Here is a 19,657-nt window from a genome sequence, read left to right as displayed (position 1 = left end):
GCGCCGATCCGGTTCGTGGCTCCGTCATCGACCGACCATCCCCTCGAACGCCGTCGAGGCCACCGCGACCTCACGCCGCGGAATCCGGCCGGCCAGGTGTGCCTGCCGACCGGCGCACACCGCATACCTCATCGCCCTGGCCATCGCGACGGGGTCGTGTGCTCGCGTCACGGCGCTCGCGACGAGCACTGCGTCGCAGCCCAGCTCCATGGCGAGGGCGGCGTCCGAGGCGGTGCCGATGCCGGCGTCCAGGATGACGGGTACGTCCACGGCGGCGCGTACCAGCTCGATCGCGTGCGGGTTGCGGATGCCCAGACCGCTGCCGATCGGCGAGCCGAGCGGCATCACCGCGGCGCACCCGATGTCGGCCAGCCGGGCGGCCAGCACGGCGTCGTCGGTCGTGTAGGGGAGCACCGTGAAGCCGTCCTCGACCAGCTGGGCCGCGGCGTCCAGGAGTTCGAGGCCATCCGGCAGGAGCGTGCGGTCGTCGCCGATCACCTCGAGCTTGACCCAGTCCGTCTCCAGGGCCTCGCGACCCAGCCGGGCCGTGAGGACCGCCTCGCGGGCTGTGAAGCAGCCGGCCGTGTTCGGCAGGATCCGGACGCCGGCGCGACGCAGGACGTCCAGCAGTCCGCCGGCGCCGCTGGCGGGGACCCTGCGCATGGCGACCGTGACCACCGACGCCGCGGACTCCCGGATGATCTGCTCTACGACGGTCAGGCTGCTGGCGCCGCCGGTGCCGAGCAGCAGCCGTCCGTCGAGGGCCTGCCCGGCGATGACCAGGGCATCCTCGGCCGGTGCCGGATGTGCGGTGCCCGAGGCGGCGGGGCGGGTGCTGTCCACGGTCATCTCAGCCTCCCTGCATGGCGGTGACGATGTCGACGCGTCCCCACTCCGGGACCAGCGTCTGCGACCAGGCGGAGCGCGCGACGACCTCGCCGTCCAGTGCGAGGGCGATGCCTCGGTCGGGTAGGCCGAGCTGCGTGACCACGTCGGCGAGGGTGGTCCCTGCCGGCAGGTCGGCCGGGTTTCCGTTGAGCGTGAAGGTCATGGGGTGGCCTCGGAGTCGGAGTCGGGGACGGGGTCGGCGGTGACGTCGGGGGTCACGACTGGTCCAGGGCGGTTGCGTACCTGCCCGCTGCGGGCGTGGGCCGGCCGAAGCGCGCCGGCGCCAGCGCCTCGACCAAGGGGCTGGTCGGCGCTCCCTGCACGAGGGCCGTGACCGCGTGCGCCGTCGCGGGCGCCATGAGGACCCCGCCGCGGAAGTGTCCGGTGGCCAGGAGCAGTCCCGGTGTGGTGGTGGGGCCGATCACGGGGGCGTTGTCCGGTGTGGCGGGACGCAGTCGGGCGACCGCGTCGGAGAGCTCGTGGTCGGCGAGGCCGGGCACCACCGTCAGAGCCGCCTGCAGGAGCCGGTGGATGCCCTCGGCGGTGAGCCGGGTGTCGTCCCCGACGTCCTCGCTGGTGGCCCCGACGACGACCTCCCCGCTGTCGCGCGGGACGAGGTATACCTGCTCGCCCGCGACCCGGGCCCGGACGGTGTGACGCAGCAGGCCGGGCGTCCCGTCGAGCCGCAGGATCTGTCCCTTCACGGAGCGGACCAGGCGGCGACCCCCGTCCAGCCCGGCGGCGGCGAGGACCTCGTCGCTGCGGTGACCGGCGGCCACCACGACCACCTCGGCGTGGGTGAGCCCGTTCTCGGTCCGCACGCCGACGACCCGGTCACAGTCCAGCACCAGCGACCCCGCGTGCCGGTGCACGCGGACACCGGCCCGGGCGCACGCCGACAGCAGCGCCCGCACGACGGCGCGGTTGTCCACGCTGTGCTCCCCGCGCAGGTGCAGCCCGGACACGACGCGTGGTGACAAGGCAGGCTCCAGGTCCCGGACGGCCCTGGATCCCAGGCAGGTGGCCTCGAACCCTTCCCGGGCCAGGAGGGTCGCGAACCGCTGGAGCTCCTCGGCGTCCCCCACGTCGTGTGCGACCAGGAGCGTGCCGCCGCGTCGCAGGCCGATCCCCGACCCCCAGTCGGTCTCCAGCGCCTCCGCGAACGCCGGCCACAGCTGCAGCGAGTGCAGGCCGAAGCGCAGCACGTGGTCCTCGGTCGGCACCACCTCGCTGAGTGGTGCGAGCATGCCGGCGGCGGCGTACGAGGCCCCCTGTCCCGGTGCGGGGTCCACGACGTCGACAGAGCACCCACTGCGCGCGAGCCACCACGCGCAGCTCAGGCCCACCACGCCGCCACCGACGACGGCCACCCGGGTCACCGGCATACCGTCACCGCTTCCAGGAGACGGGCAGTGGCTGCCTGAGGGTCGGCAGCCTCCGACACCGCCGAGACGACGGCGACGCCGTGGGCCCCGGCGCGGACCAGGGCCGCCGCACGCGCGACGTCCACCCCCCCGATCGCGATGACCGGCACGCTGGCCTGCCGCGCGACCTCGCCCAGCAGGTGCACACCCAGCGGAGCCGGAAGTCCGTCCTTGGTGCTCGTCGCGAAGCAGGGGCCGACGCCGAGGTACCCGGCCCCGGCGCCTGTCAGGGCTCTCGCGCTCGCCGGTTCCCTCGCCGTTCCCCCGATGACCAGGCGGTCGCCCCCGAGACGCCGCGCGACCTCGACGGGAAGGTCGTGGGCACCCAGGTGCACACCATCGGCGGCCGCCGCCAGCGCCACGTCGACGCGGTCGTCGACGACCACCCAGCACCGTGGTGGCCCAGCCTCGGCGACCATCGCAACGACACGCCGGGTCAGCTCGAGCAGCTCGCGGTCCGTCGCCGACTTGTGGCGCACCTGCACCGCGATCGGGACCCCGAGTGCGTGGGCCGCCCGCAGGGCTCCTGCCACGCACGGGAGGGGGTCGCGGTCGCCGCGGGTGTCCGTGAGCACGTGCAGGCGGGGAACGGCGGCAGGACCCGCGGCGGTGGTCGGGGCTGGCTCGAACGCTGGTGCTGGCATCGGACTCCTGACTCCCTGCGCCGGCATGATCCGGATCAGGTGTGAACGGTCAGGGCCGCGTCAGCCCCCTCTCAGCCCGGTGCGCCGGACTCCCGTGAAGGTCACCGAGAGAGTAACCGCACCCCCTCCCGGTTCCGCAACCGCTGTCTCACGAGGGGTGGGGTTGCCGAGGCCGGACCGCGCTGGGGCACCGTCGCCCGCAGGTCAGGGTCGCGGTGCAAACACTGCGGACCCGAGCCGGAGCGTCGCGCCTCGGCGTCGTACCATCGTCCCCGTGCGCGTACTCGTGCTGGGCGGTACGGCCGAGGCGCGTGCCCTCGCGGTGGCCCTCGACGCTGCCGGGATCGTCTTCGAGTCCTCCTTGGCCGGGCGAGTCTCGCGCCCTCGACTGCCGGTCGGGCCGGTACGGATCGGCGGGTTCGGTGGGGCGGACGGCCTCGCCCGGTACGTCGCCGACGCGCGCGTGACACACATCGTCGACGCCACCCACCCGTTCGCAGCCGGCATGTCTGCCAATGCCGTCCGTGCAGGGTGCGCGACGGGCGTGCCGGTGCTTCGGCTCAGCCGCCCGGGGTGGGGCGGCCGCCCCGACGCCGCATCGTGGCGGTGGGTGCCGACTCTCCCGGCGATGCGCGCCACGGCCGAGCGGCTGGGCCGTCGGCCCTTCATCTCCAGCGGGCGCCAGACTCTCGGCGCGTTCGCGTCGTGGACCGACCGCGCAGCGCTCGTCCGGGTGGTGGAGCGCCTGGAGGTGGCGCCCCCCGACCGGTGGACGGTCATCGAGGATCGCGGCCCCTACACCTTGGACGGCGAGCTGGAACTGCTGCGTGCCCACGACGTCGACGTCGTGCTCACCAAGGACTCGGGCGGCTCGTACACCTCGGCAAAGCTCGACGCCGCGGGTCGGCTCGGCATCCCGGTCGTGGTCCTGTCCCGGCCGCCCACCCTGCCGGGTGCGGCAGAGGTCACCTCCGTGGGCGCATGCGTGGAACGACTGCTCGCAGCAGGAGCCGAGCACTGACGACGCCCAGGAGGCTGATCAAGCCGATCCGGTGCTGCAGTGCCCTTGCGTGGTCGATGTCCTCCGCTGTGACCGCCGGTCCGTCCCCCAGCCGACCGCGGTCCTCGGCGACCCCGTCGTAGTCGTTTCGGCCGCCCAGCTGACGGCCCAGGGCCGCGGCGAAAGCCGCCTCGACGCGGCCGGCGTTGGGACTCGGGTGCGCCGGGGCATCCCGACGCACCACGGCAAACGTGTGGCGGGCACCCCGTCGTGACCCGGTCGCGAGGGCGGTGGCGGCTACCGTGACCGAGGCCGGCAGCCAGTTGAGGACGTCGTCGAACCGTGCTGCGGCCCAACCGAACTCGCGGTACCTGGGCGACCGGTGACCGACCATGGCGTCGAGGGTGTTGACGGCCCGGTAGCCGAGCATGCCGGGCAGCCCCGCCACGGCGCCCCACACGAGGGGTGCGACCACGGCATCGGAGCCGTTCTCGGCGACCGACTCGACGCAGGCACGGGCCAGCTCGTCGGCATCGAGCGCCGAGGGATCACGCCCGACAAGGTTTCGGATGCGCACCCTGGCCCCGTCGAGGTCTCCCTCGTGCAGGAGGGTCTGCATCGCCTGCGCTTCCCGGCTCAGGGACCGGCCTCCCAGGACGACCCAGGTGGTCACGGCCACGGCCACGACCTTGCCCGCGGGCGGTAGGCGGTTCAGGCCGTGCCCGAGGACCACGACGCCGCCGACGAGGACCGCCTCGTGCACCACACCACGGGAGCGGCGCGGGGCATACGTGTGTCGTTCGAGAAGCTCGGCGGCGCGACCGAACGCGGCGACGGGATGGCCACGCCGCGGATCGCCGAGAAGGAGGTCCGCGGCATACCCGAGGACCAGTCCGGCCGTGATGTCGTCGGGCCTCACGGCTGCTTCACCGGGAGCGCCTGCCCCGCGACGACGAGCTGCACGGCGTCGCAGGCCGCGGCCACCCGCTGGTTGGTGAACCCCAGCCAGTCGGCGAAGATCCGGCCCGCACGGTTGTCTGGGACCAGGGCCAGCCCGACCTCGTTGGAGATCAGGACCAGGGGGTGCCGATGCCGTTCGACGGCCTCGGCCAAGCCGGTCAGGCGGTCGTCGAGCACGGGCTCCCAGCGGGAGCGTGGGGCGTCCCAGACATCGAGGTCGTCCAGCTGGGCGGTGAGCCAGGTACCGAGGCAGTCGACGACAGCGGGGCCCTCCAGGCCGGCGAGCGTCGCGGGCAGGTCGGTCGATTCGATCGTGCGCCAGGAGGACGGTCGACGGCGCTGGTGGGCGGCGATCCGCTCGGCCCAGTCGGGGTCGTCGTGGCGAGGTCCGGTGGCGACGTAGGTGACCGCAGAACCGTGGCCGGTCGCCTCGACGGCCACGAGCCCCTCGGCGACAGCGGACTTGCCCGACCGGATCCCGCCCAGCACCAACGTCCTCATGCGGATCCCCGGTTCGCGGTTGCTGCCCTCATTGCCTTCTCCGTCACGCCGAGGTTCCAGAGCACAGCACCACGAGCAGCACGCACTGGGCCACCTCGATGCAGGCGCCCATGACGTCGCCGGTCACACCGCCCAATGAGCGGGTGCACCGCCACAGGAGCAGGACCACCGCAGCGGCAGCGCCCGCCACCGCCAGGGCGGACCGCCACCACGGGACTGCCGCGAGGGTCCCCACGGCGCTGACGAGGACTGCGACCCCGACAAGGGCCGCGAGGGAGCCGGCCGGGGGTACGGATCGTGCGACGCCCACGCCGAGCCCGTCCGCGCGCGCCGCACGCAGCAAGGTGCTGCCGGTGAGGGCACATGCGACCCGGGCGGTGACGACGGCCACGGCGGCGACCCACACACCCCGCGGGCGGTCGACCAACGCTGCGAGGGCGGCGGCGTCGAGCAGGAGCACGGTGCCCAGCACCCCGACCGCAACCGGACCGGCGTCGCCGCGACGCATGATGTCCAGGGCGCGCTCGCGATCCCAGGAGGCGGCAAGGCCGTCAGCGGTGTCTGCCAGGCCGTCCCAGTGCATTGCCCGGGTACCCCACCCCAGGAGGGCCAGGAGGAGACCGGCGGTGACGAGGCCCGGAAGCTGCGCCAGGCGTCCCGCCCCGGCGACGACCAGCGTCCCCATGCCCAGCGGGAGCGCCGCGACGGGTGCGAGCAGCATGGCCCAGCGGGCCACCGACGGGGTGACGGGGCGCAGCCGCCCGACCGGAACGATGGTGAGTGTGCCGACGGCGAGTCGCAGGCCGTCCCCCAGAGGGCGCAGGGTGGTCACGGCCGGGGAGCGGCGAGTGCCGCGACGGCGTGACCGATCACGGTCACGGCGGGTGGCCGCAGGTCGGCGTCGGCAACGGCGGCAGCGAGGTCTGCGACGGTGGCGCGGACGACCCGCTGGGTCGCCAGCCCGGCATCGGCGACACACGCGGCGGGTGTCCGCGGGTCCACGCCGTTGGCCACGAGGGCTCTGGCGAGGGGTTCGAGATTGGCGACACCCATCAGGACAACGATCGTCAGGCCGGTGCGGGCGACGGCCCCCCAGTCGACCGACCCCCGGGTGTCCTGCGGGCCCACGTGGCCGGACACGACGACGAAGCCCTGCGCGAGCTCGCGGTGCGTCACGGGGATTCCGGCGAGCGCAGGGCCCGCGATCGAGCTCGTGACGCCAGGGATGACGCTGACCGGGATCCCAGCCTCGATGCAGGCGTTCCACTCCTCGCCCCCGCGACCGAACACGAAGCTGTCGCCACCCTTGAGCCGCACCACCGTTCGTCCGGCTCGTGCCTGCTCGACGAGGATGGCGTTGATGCGCTCCTGAGGGGTGAACTCGCCGCGTGGGATCTTGCCGACGTGGATGACCTCGACGCCCGGGTCGAGGGTGTCGAGCAGTCCGAGCGGTGCCAGTCGGTCGCACACGACGACGTCGGCGGCCTGCAGCGCCGACATGCCGGCGAGCGTGAGCAGCCCCGGGTCTCCCGGCCCGCCGCCGACGAGCACGACGCGCCCGGCGGTCGCCCGTGCGCCGGCGGGGGAATCGTGCTCGTCGGTGGCGGCGCCGGGCTGCCCCCACGGGTCGCGCAGGACAAGGTCGTATGCGTCGAAGTCGGCATCTGGGTCGAACGTCACCAGGCGCCGGGAGGCCAGATCGGCGACAACGCCGCCGGCCGAGGACGAGTCCACCCGGAGAGCAACGGTCGCCCCCTGGTCGAGGAGTCCGTGGACGGTCTCGGCGATCCGGGGGCCGGGGGTGTGCACGAGCACCCTGGCCCCCGCCGAGGGGACGGTCAGCCTCATGCAGTCACCTCCGAGGGAGCGGGTGATGACACCACGCCCGACGGGAGCGGTGATGGAAGACGGACGGCCGCGGACGTGCCGCGACCGATCCGGCCCACGACGTGGGTGAGCGCCTCCACGAAGGCGTCACTGGTCGCCGGGTCGCGAACCGCGATGCGGATCCAGCCGGCGTCCAGGCCCGGGAACGTGTCCCCCCGTCGGACGGCAAAACCCTTGGCACGCAGGGCCTCCCGCACCCCCGGACCGACGGGGAGGAGGACGAAGGGCGCCTCGCCCGGAACGGGGCGCAGGCCGGCTGCCTCCAGCGCGCGGACAAGGTGGGTGCGGTGCCGACCCGCTTCCTCCGCGGCCCGTGCCGCCTCGGCCAGCGCCCGGGGCGTCGAGGTGGCGGTCATGACGGCGGCTGCCGGCGTGGACACGGGCCACGCCGGTTGCTGGTCCCTCATGGAGGCGACCAGGTCCGGGTCGCCGACGACGTAGCCGGCTCGCAGCCCCGCGACACCCCAGGTCTTCGTGAGTGAGCGCAGGAGCAGCACGCCGTGGAGATCCGGTCCCATGAGGCTCTCCCGTTCGCCGGGTATGGCGTCCGCGAATGCCTCGTCGACGACGAGCACCCGGCCGCTGGTCCGCAGGGCCTCCAGGGTGGCTCGGGGGTGCACGACACCGGTGGGGTTGGTGGGGTTGCCGACGAGAACCAGGTCTGCGCGCGGGTCCACGAGGGCCGGGTCCAGGCTGAAGCCCGACTCGGCCCGCAGGACGAGCCGGTCGGGCTCCCGCCCCGCGCGGCGCAGCGCAGCCTCGGGCTCGGTGAACTGCGGGTGGACCACCAACGGGTGCCGGCCCTCGACCGCACGGGCCAGCAGCGTGAAGGCCTCTGCCCCGCCGTTGGTGAGCAGGACCATCTCCTCGGGGACGCCGTGCCGGCGGGCGACGGCAGCGCGTGCCGCGGCGACATCAGGGTAGGCGGCAAGTCGACTGGTCGTGCCGCGGATGGTGTCTGACAGCCAGGTCGGTGGGGAGGAGACCCGAACGTTGACCGCGAGGTCGACCAGCTCCGGGGCGTCCCGCAGCTCCGCGTCGCCGTGGTGGTCGAGGTCGTACGTGGGGTGGGCAGCACCTGCGCGGGCCTCGTCGCACGACTCGACGTGGGCCGAGGGGGTCGCACCCGCGGCGGCGCCCGTGGGGGCTGTGGCCGCCGACGGGGCGGTGCCGGCCGAGGGGGTGGCAGCGCACGTGTGCACGGCCTCGGCGAACGACCCTGCCAGTGCGGGGTTGCCGGCCCAGTGGACGTGGAGGTAGGACGCGTGCAGGGTCGGCTGGCCGGTACGCGCCGGGTCGAGGGCGAAGCCCTGGGCCGTGCCGTCAACAGTCCACGCGGCAACGGGGCCGGCGTGGGGACTGGTCGCGGTGTGGTGGAACTCGTGCGCGTTCACCTCGGTGCCGCTCGGACCGAGGAGCCCGTCCACGGGTAGCCGGGCAACGGTGTAGCGCAGCGTCAGACGGGGATGCATGGCGGCAGTGGCTGGTACTGCCCCGACCATGGGCCGGTCGTCGAGGGCCTGCGAGAGGTAGAGCAGACCCGCGCACTCGGCCACCGTCGGCAGGCCGGCGGCGATCGCGTCGCGCACCTCCCCGAGCAGACGGGTGTTGGCGCACAGGGCGGCTGCGTGCACCTCCGGGAAGCCGCCGCCGAGGTAGAGACCGCTCGTTCCCGGCGGAAGGGACGCGTCGGTTGCGGGGTCGAAGACGACAGGTTCGCACCCGGCGGCGCGCAACAGCTCGTCGGTCTCGGCGTACCGGAAGGTGAATGCCCGTCCGCCCGCAACGGCGACGACCGGCCGCGGCCCGGCCTGGGATGGCTGCGGCAGCCGGCTCGGTTCGCCTGCACCGTGCAGCGCGGCGGCTGGGGACCACGCGACGCCGGGGAGGTCCGGAGCCCGCCGGGCCAGTTCCAGGATGGCGTCGAGGTCGAGGCGTGCCGCCGTCTGCTCGGCGAGCCGCTCGAGCCCGGCCGCGGCCTCCTGCCGCTCCGCAGCGGGGACCAGGCCCAGGTGCCGCGAGGGTGCCGTGACCCCCGCGTCCCGAGGCAGGACCCCGAGCACGGGCAGGCCCGTGGCCTCGACGGCCTGACGCACTTCGACCGCGTGCCGGGGACTTCCGGCCTTGTTGAGGACCACGCCCACGACGTCGACGCCCGGGTCGAAGGTCCGGAGCCCGTGGACCGTCGCGGCCACCGTGCGCGAGGCCGAGGAGATGTCGACGACGAGCAGGACCGGCGAGCTGGTGAGGGTCGCGACGTGGGCCGTGGAGGCGAACCCCGCCCGGCCGAGCTGGCCGTCGAACAGCCCCATCACGCCCTCGACGACGGCGATGTCGGCCGGCGCTGGGCTCTGGAAGCCGTGCAGCAGCAGCGGCACCACGAGCTCGGGTGAGGTGAGCCAAGGGTCGAGGTTCCGGCCGGGGCGGCCGGTGGCCAACGCGTGGTAGCCGGGGTCGATGTAGTCGGGGCCGGCCTTGGCGGGCGCCACGGCGTACCCCTGACGGGTCAGCGCGGCCATGATGCCGACGGCCACGGTCGTCTTGCCCTGCCCGGAGGCGGGGGCGGCCACGACGAGTCGGGGGACCCTCACCACTCGATGCCCCTCTGGCCCTTCTGGCCGCGGTCGAACGGGTGCGCGAGCTTGGTCATCTCCGTCGCGACGTCGGCGACCGCGAGCAGCCGGGGCTCGGGGTCGCGGCCGGTGACCACCACGTGCTGGTAGCCCGGGCGTGACTGCAGCGTCGAGACGACGTCGTCGACGTCGATCCAGCCCCACTTGAGGGGGTAGGTGAACTCGTCCAGGACGTACAGGGTGTGCTGTTCCGTCGCCAGTCGTCGTTTGATCTCTGCCCAACCCTCGCGGGCGGCGGCAGCGTGGTCCTCAACCGTGCCGCTCTTGCGCGACCACGACCACCCGGAGCCCATCTTGTGCCACTCGACGGGGCCGCCACGGCCGGTCGAGTGGTGCACCTCGTCCAGCGCCAACAGGGCGGCTTCCTCGCCGATCCTCCACTTGGCCGACTTCACGAACTGGAAGACCCCGATGGACCACCCCTGGTTCCACCCCCGCAGGGCGAGGCCGAAAGCCGCTGTCGACTTTCCCTTGCCCGCACCGCTGTGGACGATGAGCAGCGGGCTCGTGCGGCGCTGGCGGGTGGTGAGGCCGTCGTCGGCAGCGACCGGCGTCTGTCCTTGCACCATCAGGCGGCGTTCCTCTCGGTGATGAGGGCGACGAGGCTCGCGGCTGCGACCTCGCCCAGCGGAATGTGCTCAGCGCCCATGCGCCGGGCGAGATCGGCGGCCAGTCCCATCCGGAACCGGCCCGCCTCGCAGTCGACGACGACGGCGTCGACGCCCATCGAGCGCCACCGGTCGGCCACCCAACGAACCCGCGCGAGCGCGTCCGCACCGCTGGTGGCGCGACCGTCGGTCACCAGCACGAGCAATGGTCGCCGGCGCGGGTCCCGGATCCGTTCGAGCTCCAGGACGCGTGCCGCGGTGCGCAGGCCCTCGGCGAGTGGGGTGCGTCCGCCGTGCGGCAGGTCCGTGAGGCACCGGGCGGCGGCCTCCACGGAGGAGGTCGGCGGCAGTGCGAGGCTGGCATCGTCCCCTCGGAAGGTGACCACGCCCACCCGGTCGCGGCCCCGGTAGGCGTCGAGCAGCAGGCTCAGCACAGCGGTCTTGACCTCGGCCATCCGCTGCCTGGCGCCCATGGACCCGGACGCGTCCACCACGAGCAGGACCAGGTTGGCCTCGCGTCCCTGGGTGATCCGGTGTCTTAGGTCCTGGGCGTGCAGGAGGAGTGGGCCGGTGCGGCCTCGACGGCCCTGGTGGGGGGCGGCGGCCGCGATCGTCGCAGGCAGGTGGATCCGGCCCTCGCCGCCCGAACTGGCGCCGACCGTGCGACCCCAGGAGGTGATGGCGCGGCTGCGTCGTCCCGGTTCGCCCTGCCCGGTGCCGCGCACCTGGAGCCGCCGGGCCCTGTACGGGTCGTGCGCCTCGGCCACGGCCGTGGCGGACGGCAAAGGGGCAGGAACCGGTTCGGGTACCTCCTCCGCCCCGGCGTCCGGCTCCGACTGGTCGCCGACCTGCGGGTCGGCGCCCGGGGTCGCGCCCGTGGGGGAGTCAGGGCCTGCGTGGTCCGACCGGCCGGGGTCCTGCGTCTGCGAGTCGTCGGGCCCGTCTCCGGTGTCGCGTGGGGGTGGGCCGTCCGGCTCGGGGTCGTCGTCCGGGGCTTCGTCGCCGAGGAGGGCGTCGAGCAGGTCCTCGTCCAGCCCCGGGGCATCGAAGGGGTTGCGTCGTCGTCGGTGTGGCAGCGCGAGGCGAGCGGCGGCACGGATGTCCTCTCGGGTCACCTCCGTGCGGCCGTCCCAGGCGGCGTGGGCCCGGGCGGCACGTGCGGTCACCAGGTCGGCGCGCATCCCGTCGACGTCGAAGCCGGCGCAGACGGTGGCGATCGTGGTCAGCGCCCACTCGGAGAGACGCACCGCGGGCAGGGCCTCCTGGGCGCGACGGATCCGGTCGCGCAGGACCGCCTGCTCGGCGGCATACGACCCGGAGAACGTGTCGGGGTCGGCGTCGAAGGCGAGCCGACGCCGGACGACCTCGGCGCGCTCGGACGGTTCGCGTGATGCGGCCACCTCGACGGTCAGGCCGAAACGGTCCAGGAGCTGGGGACGCAGCTCCCCCTCCTCGGGATTCATCGTCCCGACCAGCACGATGCGGGCTGCGTGCGACATCGACACACCATCGCGCTCCACCGTGTTGCGGCCCATGGCCGCAGCATCGAGCAGGAGGTCGACCAAGTGGTCGTGGAGCAGGTTCACCTCGTCGACGTACAGGATCCCCCGGTGTGCCGCGGCGAGCAGGCCAGGGTCGAACGCGGTCTCACCGGCTCCCAGGGCGCGGGACAGGTCCAGTGACCCGATGACCCGGTCCTCCGTGGCGCCGACGGGCAGTTCGACGAGCCGTGCAGGCCGGTCGTGTGCCGGTGTGTCGCCCGGGTGCGGGCCGTCAGGGCAGCCGGGGTCCGGGTGGCGTGGGTCGCACCCGAAGCGGCAGCCGGTGACGACCCTCTGCGCAGGCAGCACCTCGGCGAGGGCGCGCACCATGGTCGACTTCGCGGTTCCCTTCTCGCCGCGGACCAGTACCCCCCCGACGTCGGGGGCCACCGTCGTGAGTACCAGGGCGAGCGCCATGTCATCGGCACCGACGATGGCGGAGAAGGGGTAGTGGGGCACGCGCGTGACCTCCTGGCGAGTGACCACGCTCGCCGGTCGCAAGACGTCCCGACCGGGGGTCCGGGCGGGCGTGACGCGGGCCGACGTCCTGGCTCACGACGGGCTCACCCGTCGCTCACAGTGGCGGGACCGCTTCGGACTCACACCGAATTCCACGCCCCGCGTCGCGCGTCATCATGTCACATAGGATCCTGCGCGTGATCAACGTCGTGGGCCTGGGCGACGGCGGCTTCGCCGAGCTGCCGGAGCCCCTGCAACGCCTCGTGGCGAGAGCCCGGGTGCTGCTCGGCGCTCCGCGACACCTCGCGTTGGTGCCGGCGGTCCACGGACAGGTCCGGGCGCAGTGGCCACGGCCGCTGGTGCCGACCCTGCCGGAGTTCCTCGCCAGGCAGCTCGAGGCGGTCGCGGAGGCGGGAGAGCCGGCCGACGACGCGGTCGTCGCCCTCGCCAGCGGCGACCCGCTCACCTCCGGCATCGGGACCACCTTGGTGCACCTGTTGGGTGCGGAAGCGGTCCGGGTCCACCCGGCGCTGCCCTCGCCCGTCCTCGCCCGGGCCCGGATGGGCTGGTCGACGGAGACCACCACGGTGGTCTCCGTCGTGGGTCGGTCGCTCGCGACGATTCGCCGCCACCTCGACCCCGGCGAGCGCCTGGTCGTCCTGTGCTCCGACGGGTCGACGCCCGCGGCCGTGGCCGAGCTCCTGCGCGAGGCCGGCTGTGGTGCCTCGACGGTGACCGCCTGGTGGCACCTGGGGGGCCCGGACGAGGGGGGCCGGAGCGCCACCGCCGAGCTCTGGGATCCCACGCCCACCCCTGACCTCGTCCTCCTCTGTGTCCAGGTCGACCCCGTGGGCGCGCTGGCTCGGCCGGCGGGACCGGTCCCCGGACGTCCTGAGTCGGCCTTCGACAACGACGGACAGATCACCAAGCGCGACCTGCGCGCCTCGGCACTGGCGAGCCTGCGCCCCACCCCCGGCGCCCACCTCTGGGACCTGGGTGCCGGCTCGGGCGCCGTGGGCATCGAGTGGGTTCTGGCCGCCCGCAGGGCGAGGGCGACCGCGGTCGAACGCGACCCGTCCCGCGCCCAGCGCATCCGAGGCAACGCCGACGCGCTCGGGGCCGCAACCGACGTGGAGGTCGTCACCGCGGAGGCCGCGGCGGCCATTGCCGCGCTGGAACCGCCCGACGCGGTCTTCGTCGGCGGAGGGCTCACCGCCGACGTCGTCGAGCGCGCGTGGGAGAGGCTGCTCCCGGGTGGCCGAATGGTCGCGCACGCCGTGACCCTGGGGACGGAAGCGGTGATCGTCGCCGCGTGCTCGCGCTTCGGCGGCCGGCTGACCCGGATCAGCGTGGAGCACGCCCAGCCACTGGGGGCGCACCTCTCCTGGACCCCGTCCCGGCCCGTGGTGCAGTGGAGCGCTACCAAGCCGCTCGTGGGGCCCACCGCACCTTCCCCAGACGCACGGTCGGTGGAGACATGACCGTCCACTTCATCGGCGCGGGGCCAGGCGCTGCGGACCTGCTCACCCTGCGCGCAGTCCGCCTGATCGCCACCAGCAGGATGTGCCTGTACGCCGGGACCTACCTCGACGCGGAGGTCCTGTCGCACTGTCCCGCCGACGCGGAGCTCATCGACACCCAGCACCTGGACCTCGACGCCATCACCGAGCACCTGGTCCGAGCCACGAACGAGGGCTGGGACGTCGCCCGCCTGTGCTCGGGTGACCCGTCGGTCTACTCGGCAGTGGCCGAGCAGGCGCGTCGGCTCGATCGCGCGGGCGTGCCCTGGGACGTCACTCCCGGGGTCAGTGCGTATGCCGCGACTGCGGCCGCAGTGGGGCGTGAGCTCACCGTCCCGGAGGTGGCCCAGTCGGTGGTCCTCACCCGCGCCCAGCGCGACTCCACCGCGATGCCGTCAGGGGAGGCGCTGGGGTCGTTCGCCGCCACGAGCGCGACGCTGGTGCTCCACCTGGCGGTGCGGCACACCCGCCGGCTGGCTGACGAGCTCGCCGAGCACTACGGCGCCGACTGCCCCGTGGTCGTGGGGTCGCAGGTCAGCCAGCCGGCCGAGCTCATCCTGCGCGGGACGCTCGCCGACATCGCGGACCAGGTCGAGTCGCACGAGCTGCGCCAGGCGGCCGTCATCATCGTCGGCTGGGCGCTGGCCGCGGAAGGGTTCGTCGACTCGCACCTCTACTCCAGCCGCGGACGGACGCCCTTCCCGACGGTGTAGCCTCCCGGCCAGTGCCCGGCGCCGTCGGGCCTGTGGTCCGAGCGAAGTCCGGTGTGATCCCGGCACTGTCCCGCAACGGTGGTCCTCCTCGAGCGTGAGGGGGCGAGTCCGGTCGCCTCGCCCACACCGCCGTTTCCGTCCCGAGGAGGATGGGCCTTGGCCTCGACGCCCCCGTCACCACCTGCCCGCCAGCCCGTGCCGAGCCCCGCCGAAGGCGCGGCGGCGAACCCGTGTCGCCCTCGCTGGGGTGGTGAGGACTGGGCCCCGGTGGCGTCATACGGTGCCGTCATCCTCCTCATGCACGTCGTCGGCTTCGGGCTGCTGGTCTTCCTGATCGCCCCGCGGCACCTCACCGTCGGGAGCCAGGTGTTCGGACTGGGCCTGGGTATCACGGCCTACGTCTTCGGCCTGCGGCACGCCTTCGACGCGGACCACATCGCGGCGATCGACAACACGACCCGCAAGCTGATGGCTGGGGGTGGGCGACCCAAGTCGGTCGGGTTCTGGTTCGCCATGGGCCACTCGGGCATGGTGTTCGTCCTCACGGCCCTGATGGCTCTCGGCGCGCGCGCCGCCGTCTACCTGACCGGTGACGACTCGACCGTCCACGTCGTGCTCAGCACCATCGGCACCTTGGTGTCCGGTGGTTTCCTCGTCCTCATCGGCCTGCTCAACCTCGTCGCCCTGGTCGGGATCTGGCGCCTGTTCCGTGGCATGCGCCACGGCGTCCTCGACGAGCTGGCGCTTGAGCGGCACCTCGACGCCCGCGGCTTCCTCAGCCGGCTGCTGGGCCGGGTCGGCAGGGCGATCCGGCATCCGTGGCAGATGCTGCCGCTGGGGATGCTGTTCGGACTCGGCTTCGACACCGCCTCCGAGGTTGCCCTGCTCGTGCTGGCGGGGACGGGGGCCGCCTCAGGACTACCCTGGTACGCCGTCCTCGTCCTGCCGCTGCTGTTCGCAGCCGGGATGTCGTTGCTCGACTTCCTGGACGGCGTCTTCATGACCGTCGCCTACGACTGGGCCTTCGCTCACCCCGTTCGGAAGATCTACTACAACCTGGCGGTCACCGGGTTGTCCGTGGCGGTCGCCGTCGTCATCGGGTCGGTCGAGCTGCTGTCCGTCCTCCACGAGCGGTTCGGCCTCGACTCGTGGGCCATGAACTGGGTGGCGGACGTGGATCTCGGCAGCATCGGCTTCGTCGTCGTCGGGCTGTTCGTGGTGGTCTGGGCGGTCGCCGTGGGGTACTGGCGACTGGCGCGGGTGGAGGAGCGCTGGGCCACCGAGCCGGAGCAGGGCTGAGGCCGACGGGCTGGGCGTCGAATCACGCGTGCGGGACGAAGCGCGGCGTCCAGACCCGGCCGGTCGGCGTCACCCTGGTGGCGGACGCGCCGACGATGACCAGGCAGGTCATGTCCACCTGTTCGGGGTCGAGGGCGCCGAGAGTGGTCACCTCCAGCGCTTCGCCGGGGCGGCCCACGTCACGGGCGACGACCACGGTCGTGTCCGTGGACCTGACCTGCAGGAGGACCTCTCGGGCTCGAGCCAGCAGGTCCGGACGGGACCGGGACCGGGGGTTGTAGAGGGCGAGGACAAGGTCGGCCTCGGCGATGTGCAGCAGCCGGGACTCGATGACCTCCCACGGCTTGAGCCGGTCCGACAACGACATCATCGACCAGTCGGCACCCAGTGGTGCGCCGGCCAGCGCGGCCGCCGCGGTGGCGGCGGTGACGCCCGGGTGCACTTCCACCGGCACGGCGGCATACCGCTCGTCCTGCGCCGCCTCGAACACGGCCGAGGCCATGCCGAAGATCCCGGCGTCACCGCCGGACACGACGGCCACGTCCTCGCCCGCGCGGGCCAGCTCGAGGGACAGGCGCGCGCGGTCCACCTCGACGGTGTTGCCGCTCGCGTGGCGCCGCAGGCCCTCCCGCTGCGGAACCCGGTCGACATACGGCCCGTAGCCCACCACGTGGGCGACGTGCTCCAGCACCGCTCTCGCGTCAGGGGTCATCCACCTGTCCGGGCCGGGGCCGAGCCCGACGACGTGGACCGTGCCGGGGCGAGGGTCCCCACTGGAGGGGTCGCGCGGCCGCGGAAGCGGGGGCGTCGCCGTGGCCGAGGTGCCCAACGGTCCGGCGCGGCCCGCCGAGTCGGCACGGCGGTCCTGCCCGGGCACCACGACGATCGACATGTAGGGGACTGTGTCGGCGTCCACCTCGGCGACGGGCATGATGCGCTGGCCGTCACGGGTGGCGCGCTCGACGTAGATGGCTCGCTCGAGCAGCCCTGCCTGGCGGAGCGCCTCGCGCACCCCGGCGAAGGTGCGGCCCAGCTTCATGACGACGGCTGCCTCCGTGTCTGCCAGTCGGCGGGCCAGCTCGGGCACTGGCAGCGTCCCTGGCAGCACCGTGAGGACGTCCTCGTGCCGCGCCAGCGTCTGGGCCGCCACGGCGGTGGCTCCCGACAGGGCCGTGACCCCCGGCACGACCTCGGTCCGGAAGCGGTCGGAGAGCCGGTCGTGGAGGTACATGAAGGAGCCGTAGAACATCGGGTCGCCCTCGGCGAGGACGACGACGGTGCGGCCCGCGGTCAGGTGCACCGCCAGACGGGTGGCGCAGTCCTCGTAGAACTCCGCGAGCCACCCGTGGTACCCGGCCGGGTGCTTCACGTCCCCGGTGGTGACCGGGTACCGCAGTTCGACCTCGATGGTGCCGGGGGTGATCAGCTCGTCGGCGATGGTGCGGGCGATCGAGGCGCGTCGTGTGCCCGCGTGGTAGGCGATGACGTCGGCTTCCCCGATGAGCCGCGCTGCCTTCCGCGTGATGAGCTCGGGGTCGCCGGGGCCCACACCGACCCCGTAGAGACGGCCGGGCGGAACTCGATCCATCGCCTTCACCGAGCGAGCTCGGACCGGGTCGCCAAGGCGTTCACCGTCGCAGCAGCCATCGCCGAGCCGCCGCGGTGGCCGTGCACGACGATCCACGGAAGCTGCGTGCCATCGGGCAGGACGTGCTCGGCGAGTGCCACCTTGGACTCGGCGGAGCCGACGAACCCCACCGGCATCCCGACCACAGCGGCCGGACGGGGCGCTCCGTCGAGGACCAGCTCGAGCAGGTGGAACAGGGCGGTCGGGGCGTTGCCGATCGCAACCACGGCACCGTCGAGGCGGTCGCCCCACAGCGAGACCGCAGCCGCCGCCCGGGTCGTCGACCAGGCACGGGCCAGTTCGGGCACCTCGGGCTCGCGCAGGGTGCACACCACCTCGTTGTCGGCGGGCAGCCGCCGTCGGGTGACGCCGTGTGCCAGCATCAGCGAGTCGGTGAGCACCGGAGCGCCAGCCTCCAGGGCGGTCCGCGCCGCGTGGACGACGTCGCGCGAGGCGGCGAGGTCGGTGACGACCCCGACGTCGCCACAGGCGTGGATGACCCGGGTGGCCACGGTCGCAAGGTCTGCGGGCAGCGCGGACAGGTCCGCTCGGTCGCGGATCATCCCGAAGGACCGGCGGTAGATCTCATCGCCGTCGGTCAGGTAGTCGTACCGCCGTGTCGGCGGCGCCTCGACAGGTGCGGGCGTTCGCGGTCCTGGGCCAACCGGGGTCCTGGGCGGTCGGGTCACGAGTCTGCTCCTGCGTCGACGACGATGTCCCTCACGCTGCGGGGTGCCACCACTGCCACGTGCTCGCCGGAGGGCCGGCCGCACCTGCGTTCGCAGCCCACGACGTGCAGCCTGGGGCCGGTGGCAGGCAGCACGGCGGCGGCGGCCGCGGTCAGGTCCAGGGTGCGCGAGGTCGTGGCGCCGCACGAGGGCGCGCCCACGCACGCGGACAGCCGCGCCCAAGGGGACCGTGGAGTCGTCACGAGCCCCGCCGACGCCAGCCCGGCAGCGTGGACGGCACCCCCGGCCACCACCAGCGACCGCCAGGGGGTGAGGGTGACGTACTCGCTCACCTTGGACAGGGCCGCCACGTGCGGCGCTCGGAGCAGACCCAGGGGAACCCCTGCGACGAGGTCGTCCCCGACCGCGCCAGGCAGGTCGGGGGACGCGGCCGACGCAGCGTAAGGGGTCATGCCTGCGAAGACGGGGCCTCTGGCGGGCAGTTCACGGACGTTCCAGATGCGGTCGTCACCGCGGTGCCGCAGGAACAGCCTCGCGCGCGACAGCAGCTCCGCGGCGGCGTCGCGCCGACTGACCTCCACGGCAAAGGAGCCGGCGAGCACCCTCCCCCCGTGGTCGTCGATGGCCTCGTAGGCGATGTCCCACGGTTCGCCGAGGACGCCGTCGCCGACCCCGCCGACGGCGAAGAGGAAGCGTCCCGGTAGGGCGGCGAGCTCGGCATCGGCGACCAGGGATGTGTCGAGCTCGGCCACGAGGGATGCGAGGTCGTCGCGGCGGGGTGAGGCGATGATGTTGCGGGCCAGCTCGTGTGAGGGCGAGGGAAACAGTCCCGTGGCCTCGAGCCGGGTGACCAGGTCGGCGGGGAGCGGGTCCGGCAGTGCCCGCAGCTGCAGGCTGCCGCGGGTCGTCAGCTGGAGCACCGGGGCCCCGTGGTCGGCCGCGATCGCCAGCAGGTCGGTGATGGCGGCGACGGCCAGTCTGCCGCCGGGGACGCGCACGCGGACCAAGGCACCGTCCTGCGCCGTGAACGGGCGTGCCAAGCCCGGGCACCGGTCGGCGCGAGCGCCCCGGGCGATCGCCCCCACACCTGCGCGCCCGCTCGTCTCCACGCTGGCGAGCATAGATCGCTGGTGCCGGGCCGGTGCCAGCGGTCCGGATAGGGTGGGCGCGGTGCCGCACGGCGGAACCCGGTGCGAGTCCGGGACGGTCCCGCCACTGTGACCCCTCGGCCTGTCCGTGTGGGAAGCCAGGAACGCCGTCGGCG

General features: G+C 73.7%; 18 protein-coding genes and 3 riboswitches. Of the genes, 4 read left to right on the top strand and 14 right to left on the bottom strand.

Going from position 1 to position 19,657, the window contains the following annotated elements; genetic code table 11:
- Window positions 1-24: 24 nt before the first annotated feature.
- From ACFUC1_RS03300 to thiE, 4 genes are all read right to left on the bottom strand, one after another.
- On the bottom strand, window positions 25-849 hold the full coding sequence (locus ACFUC1_RS03300) for a thiazole synthase (protein WP_379116585.1): 825 nt from the start codon (window positions 847-849) through the stop codon (window positions 25-27).
- Window position 850: 1 nt separating this feature from the next.
- Window positions 851-1,051, bottom strand: a complete 201-nt coding sequence (thiS, locus tag ACFUC1_RS03295; RefSeq protein ID WP_379116583.1) for a sulfur carrier protein ThiS — start codon at window positions 1,049-1,051, stop codon at window positions 851-853.
- Between the two features lie 52 nt (window positions 1,052-1,103).
- Complete coding sequence (thiO, locus tag ACFUC1_RS03290; RefSeq protein ID WP_379116580.1) at window positions 1,104-2,267, bottom strand: glycine oxidase ThiO; 1,164 nt, start codon at window positions 2,265-2,267, stop codon at window positions 1,104-1,106.
- Complete coding sequence (gene thiE, locus ACFUC1_RS03285; protein ID WP_379116577.1) at window positions 2,264-2,956, bottom strand: thiamine phosphate synthase; 693 nt, start codon at window positions 2,954-2,956, stop codon at window positions 2,264-2,266. Before thiE ends, thiO begins: the two co-directional genes overlap by 4 nt.
- A riboswitch (TPP riboswitch) is annotated at window positions 2,951-3,062 on the bottom strand. Its footprint overlaps the gene before it by 6 nt.
- A gap of 168 nt (window positions 3,063-3,230) precedes the next feature.
- Between thiE and ACFUC1_RS03280 the strand changes: the two genes are divergently transcribed.
- A complete protein-coding gene (locus ACFUC1_RS03280) occupies window positions 3,231-3,977 on the top strand; it encodes a cobalt-precorrin-6A reductase (RefSeq protein ID WP_379116574.1) in 747 nt (248 codons plus the stop codon).
- On the opposite strand, the gene cbiB is transcribed toward ACFUC1_RS03280, so the two are convergent.
- Genes cbiB through ACFUC1_RS03245 form a run of 7 tightly spaced genes read right to left on the bottom strand, consistent with a single transcriptional unit; the run spans window position 3,922 to window position 12,545 of the window.
- On the bottom strand, window positions 3,922-4,875 hold the full coding sequence (cbiB, locus tag ACFUC1_RS03275; protein ID WP_379116572.1) for an adenosylcobinamide-phosphate synthase CbiB: 954 nt from the start codon (window positions 4,873-4,875) through the stop codon (window positions 3,922-3,924). The two genes, ACFUC1_RS03280 and cbiB, sit on opposite strands and share 56 nt — an antisense overlap.
- A complete protein-coding gene (locus ACFUC1_RS03270) occupies window positions 4,872-5,417 on the bottom strand; it encodes a bifunctional adenosylcobinamide kinase/adenosylcobinamide-phosphate guanylyltransferase (protein ID WP_379116570.1) in 546 nt (181 codons plus the stop codon). Before ACFUC1_RS03270 ends, cbiB begins: the two co-directional genes overlap by 4 nt.
- 43 nt (window positions 5,418-5,460) lie before the next feature.
- Window positions 5,461-6,249, bottom strand: a complete 789-nt coding sequence (locus ACFUC1_RS03265) for an adenosylcobinamide-GDP ribazoletransferase (RefSeq protein ID WP_379116568.1) — start codon at window positions 6,247-6,249, stop codon at window positions 5,461-5,463.
- On the bottom strand, window positions 6,246-7,265 hold the full coding sequence (gene cobA / locus ACFUC1_RS03260) for a uroporphyrinogen-III C-methyltransferase (RefSeq protein ID WP_379116566.1): 1,020 nt from the start codon (window positions 7,263-7,265) through the stop codon (window positions 6,246-6,248). The genes ACFUC1_RS03265 and cobA overlap by 4 nt, the downstream gene beginning before the upstream one ends.
- Window positions 7,262-9,895, bottom strand: a complete 2,634-nt coding sequence (locus ACFUC1_RS03255) for a cobyrinate a,c-diamide synthase (RefSeq protein ID WP_379116564.1) — start codon at window positions 9,893-9,895, stop codon at window positions 7,262-7,264. Before ACFUC1_RS03255 ends, cobA begins: the two co-directional genes overlap by 4 nt.
- The gene (cobO, locus tag ACFUC1_RS03250; RefSeq protein WP_379116562.1) at window positions 9,892-10,506 is read right to left on the bottom strand and encodes a cob(I)yrinic acid a,c-diamide adenosyltransferase; all 615 of its coding nucleotides are present in this window, start codon (window positions 10,504-10,506) and stop codon (window positions 9,892-9,894) included. Before cobO ends, ACFUC1_RS03255 begins: the two co-directional genes overlap by 4 nt.
- Window positions 10,506-12,545, bottom strand: a complete 2,040-nt coding sequence (locus tag ACFUC1_RS03245) for a magnesium chelatase subunit D family protein (RefSeq protein WP_379116560.1) — start codon at window positions 12,543-12,545, stop codon at window positions 10,506-10,508. Before ACFUC1_RS03245 ends, cobO begins: the two co-directional genes overlap by 1 nt.
- Before the next feature lie 64 nt (window positions 12,546-12,609).
- A riboswitch (cobalamin riboswitch) is annotated at window positions 12,610-12,736 on the bottom strand.
- Between the two features lie 6 nt (window positions 12,737-12,742).
- Between ACFUC1_RS03245 and cbiE the strand changes: the two genes are divergently transcribed.
- The 3 genes from cbiE to ACFUC1_RS03230 all read left to right on the top strand — a co-directional run bounded on the left by cbiE (window position 12,743) and on the right by ACFUC1_RS03230 (window position 16,077).
- Entirely contained in the window at window positions 12,743-14,026 is a 1,284-nt protein-coding gene (gene cbiE, locus ACFUC1_RS03240) for a precorrin-6y C5,15-methyltransferase (decarboxylating) subunit CbiE (protein ID WP_379116558.1), read from the top strand.
- Entirely contained in the window at window positions 14,023-14,778 is a 756-nt protein-coding gene (locus tag ACFUC1_RS03235) for a cobalt-precorrin-4/precorrin-4 C(11)-methyltransferase (RefSeq protein WP_379116556.1), read from the top strand. The genes cbiE and ACFUC1_RS03235 overlap by 4 nt, the downstream gene beginning before the upstream one ends.
- Window positions 14,779-15,045: 267 nt before the next feature.
- Window positions 15,046-16,077: a HoxN/HupN/NixA family nickel/cobalt transporter gene (locus tag ACFUC1_RS03230; RefSeq protein ID WP_379116554.1), complete on the top strand. Its 1,032-nt coding sequence runs from the start codon at window positions 15,046-15,048 to the stop codon at window positions 16,075-16,077.
- 22 nt (window positions 16,078-16,099) lie between these two features.
- Here the strand turns inward: ACFUC1_RS03230 and ACFUC1_RS03225 are convergent, their stop codons facing one another.
- The 3 genes from ACFUC1_RS03225 to ACFUC1_RS03215 are packed head-to-tail and all read right to left on the bottom strand — an operon-like array spanning window position 16,100 to window position 19,502.
- On the bottom strand, window positions 16,100-17,665 hold the full coding sequence (locus ACFUC1_RS03225; RefSeq protein WP_379116552.1) for a precorrin-2 C(20)-methyltransferase: 1,566 nt from the start codon (window positions 17,663-17,665) through the stop codon (window positions 16,100-16,102).
- Window positions 17,666-17,670: 5 nt separating this feature from the next.
- Entirely contained in the window at window positions 17,671-18,393 is a 723-nt protein-coding gene (locus ACFUC1_RS03220) for a precorrin-8X methylmutase (protein WP_379116550.1), read from the bottom strand.
- Entirely contained in the window at window positions 18,390-19,502 is a 1,113-nt protein-coding gene (locus ACFUC1_RS03215; RefSeq protein ID WP_379116548.1) for a cobalamin biosynthesis protein CobG, read from the bottom strand. The genes ACFUC1_RS03220 and ACFUC1_RS03215 overlap by 4 nt, the downstream gene beginning before the upstream one ends.
- A gap of 59 nt (window positions 19,503-19,561) precedes the next feature.
- Window positions 19,562-19,651, top strand: a riboswitch (cobalamin riboswitch).
- Window positions 19,652-19,657: the final 6 nt, after the last annotated feature.

Source organism: Pedococcus sp. NPDC057267 (genome assembly GCF_042668795.1).
In the GTDB taxonomy this organism is placed as follows: Bacteria; Actinomycetota; Actinomycetes; order Actinomycetales; family Dermatophilaceae; genus Pedococcus.
This window is presented reverse-complemented; position numbering and strand designations above follow the sequence as displayed.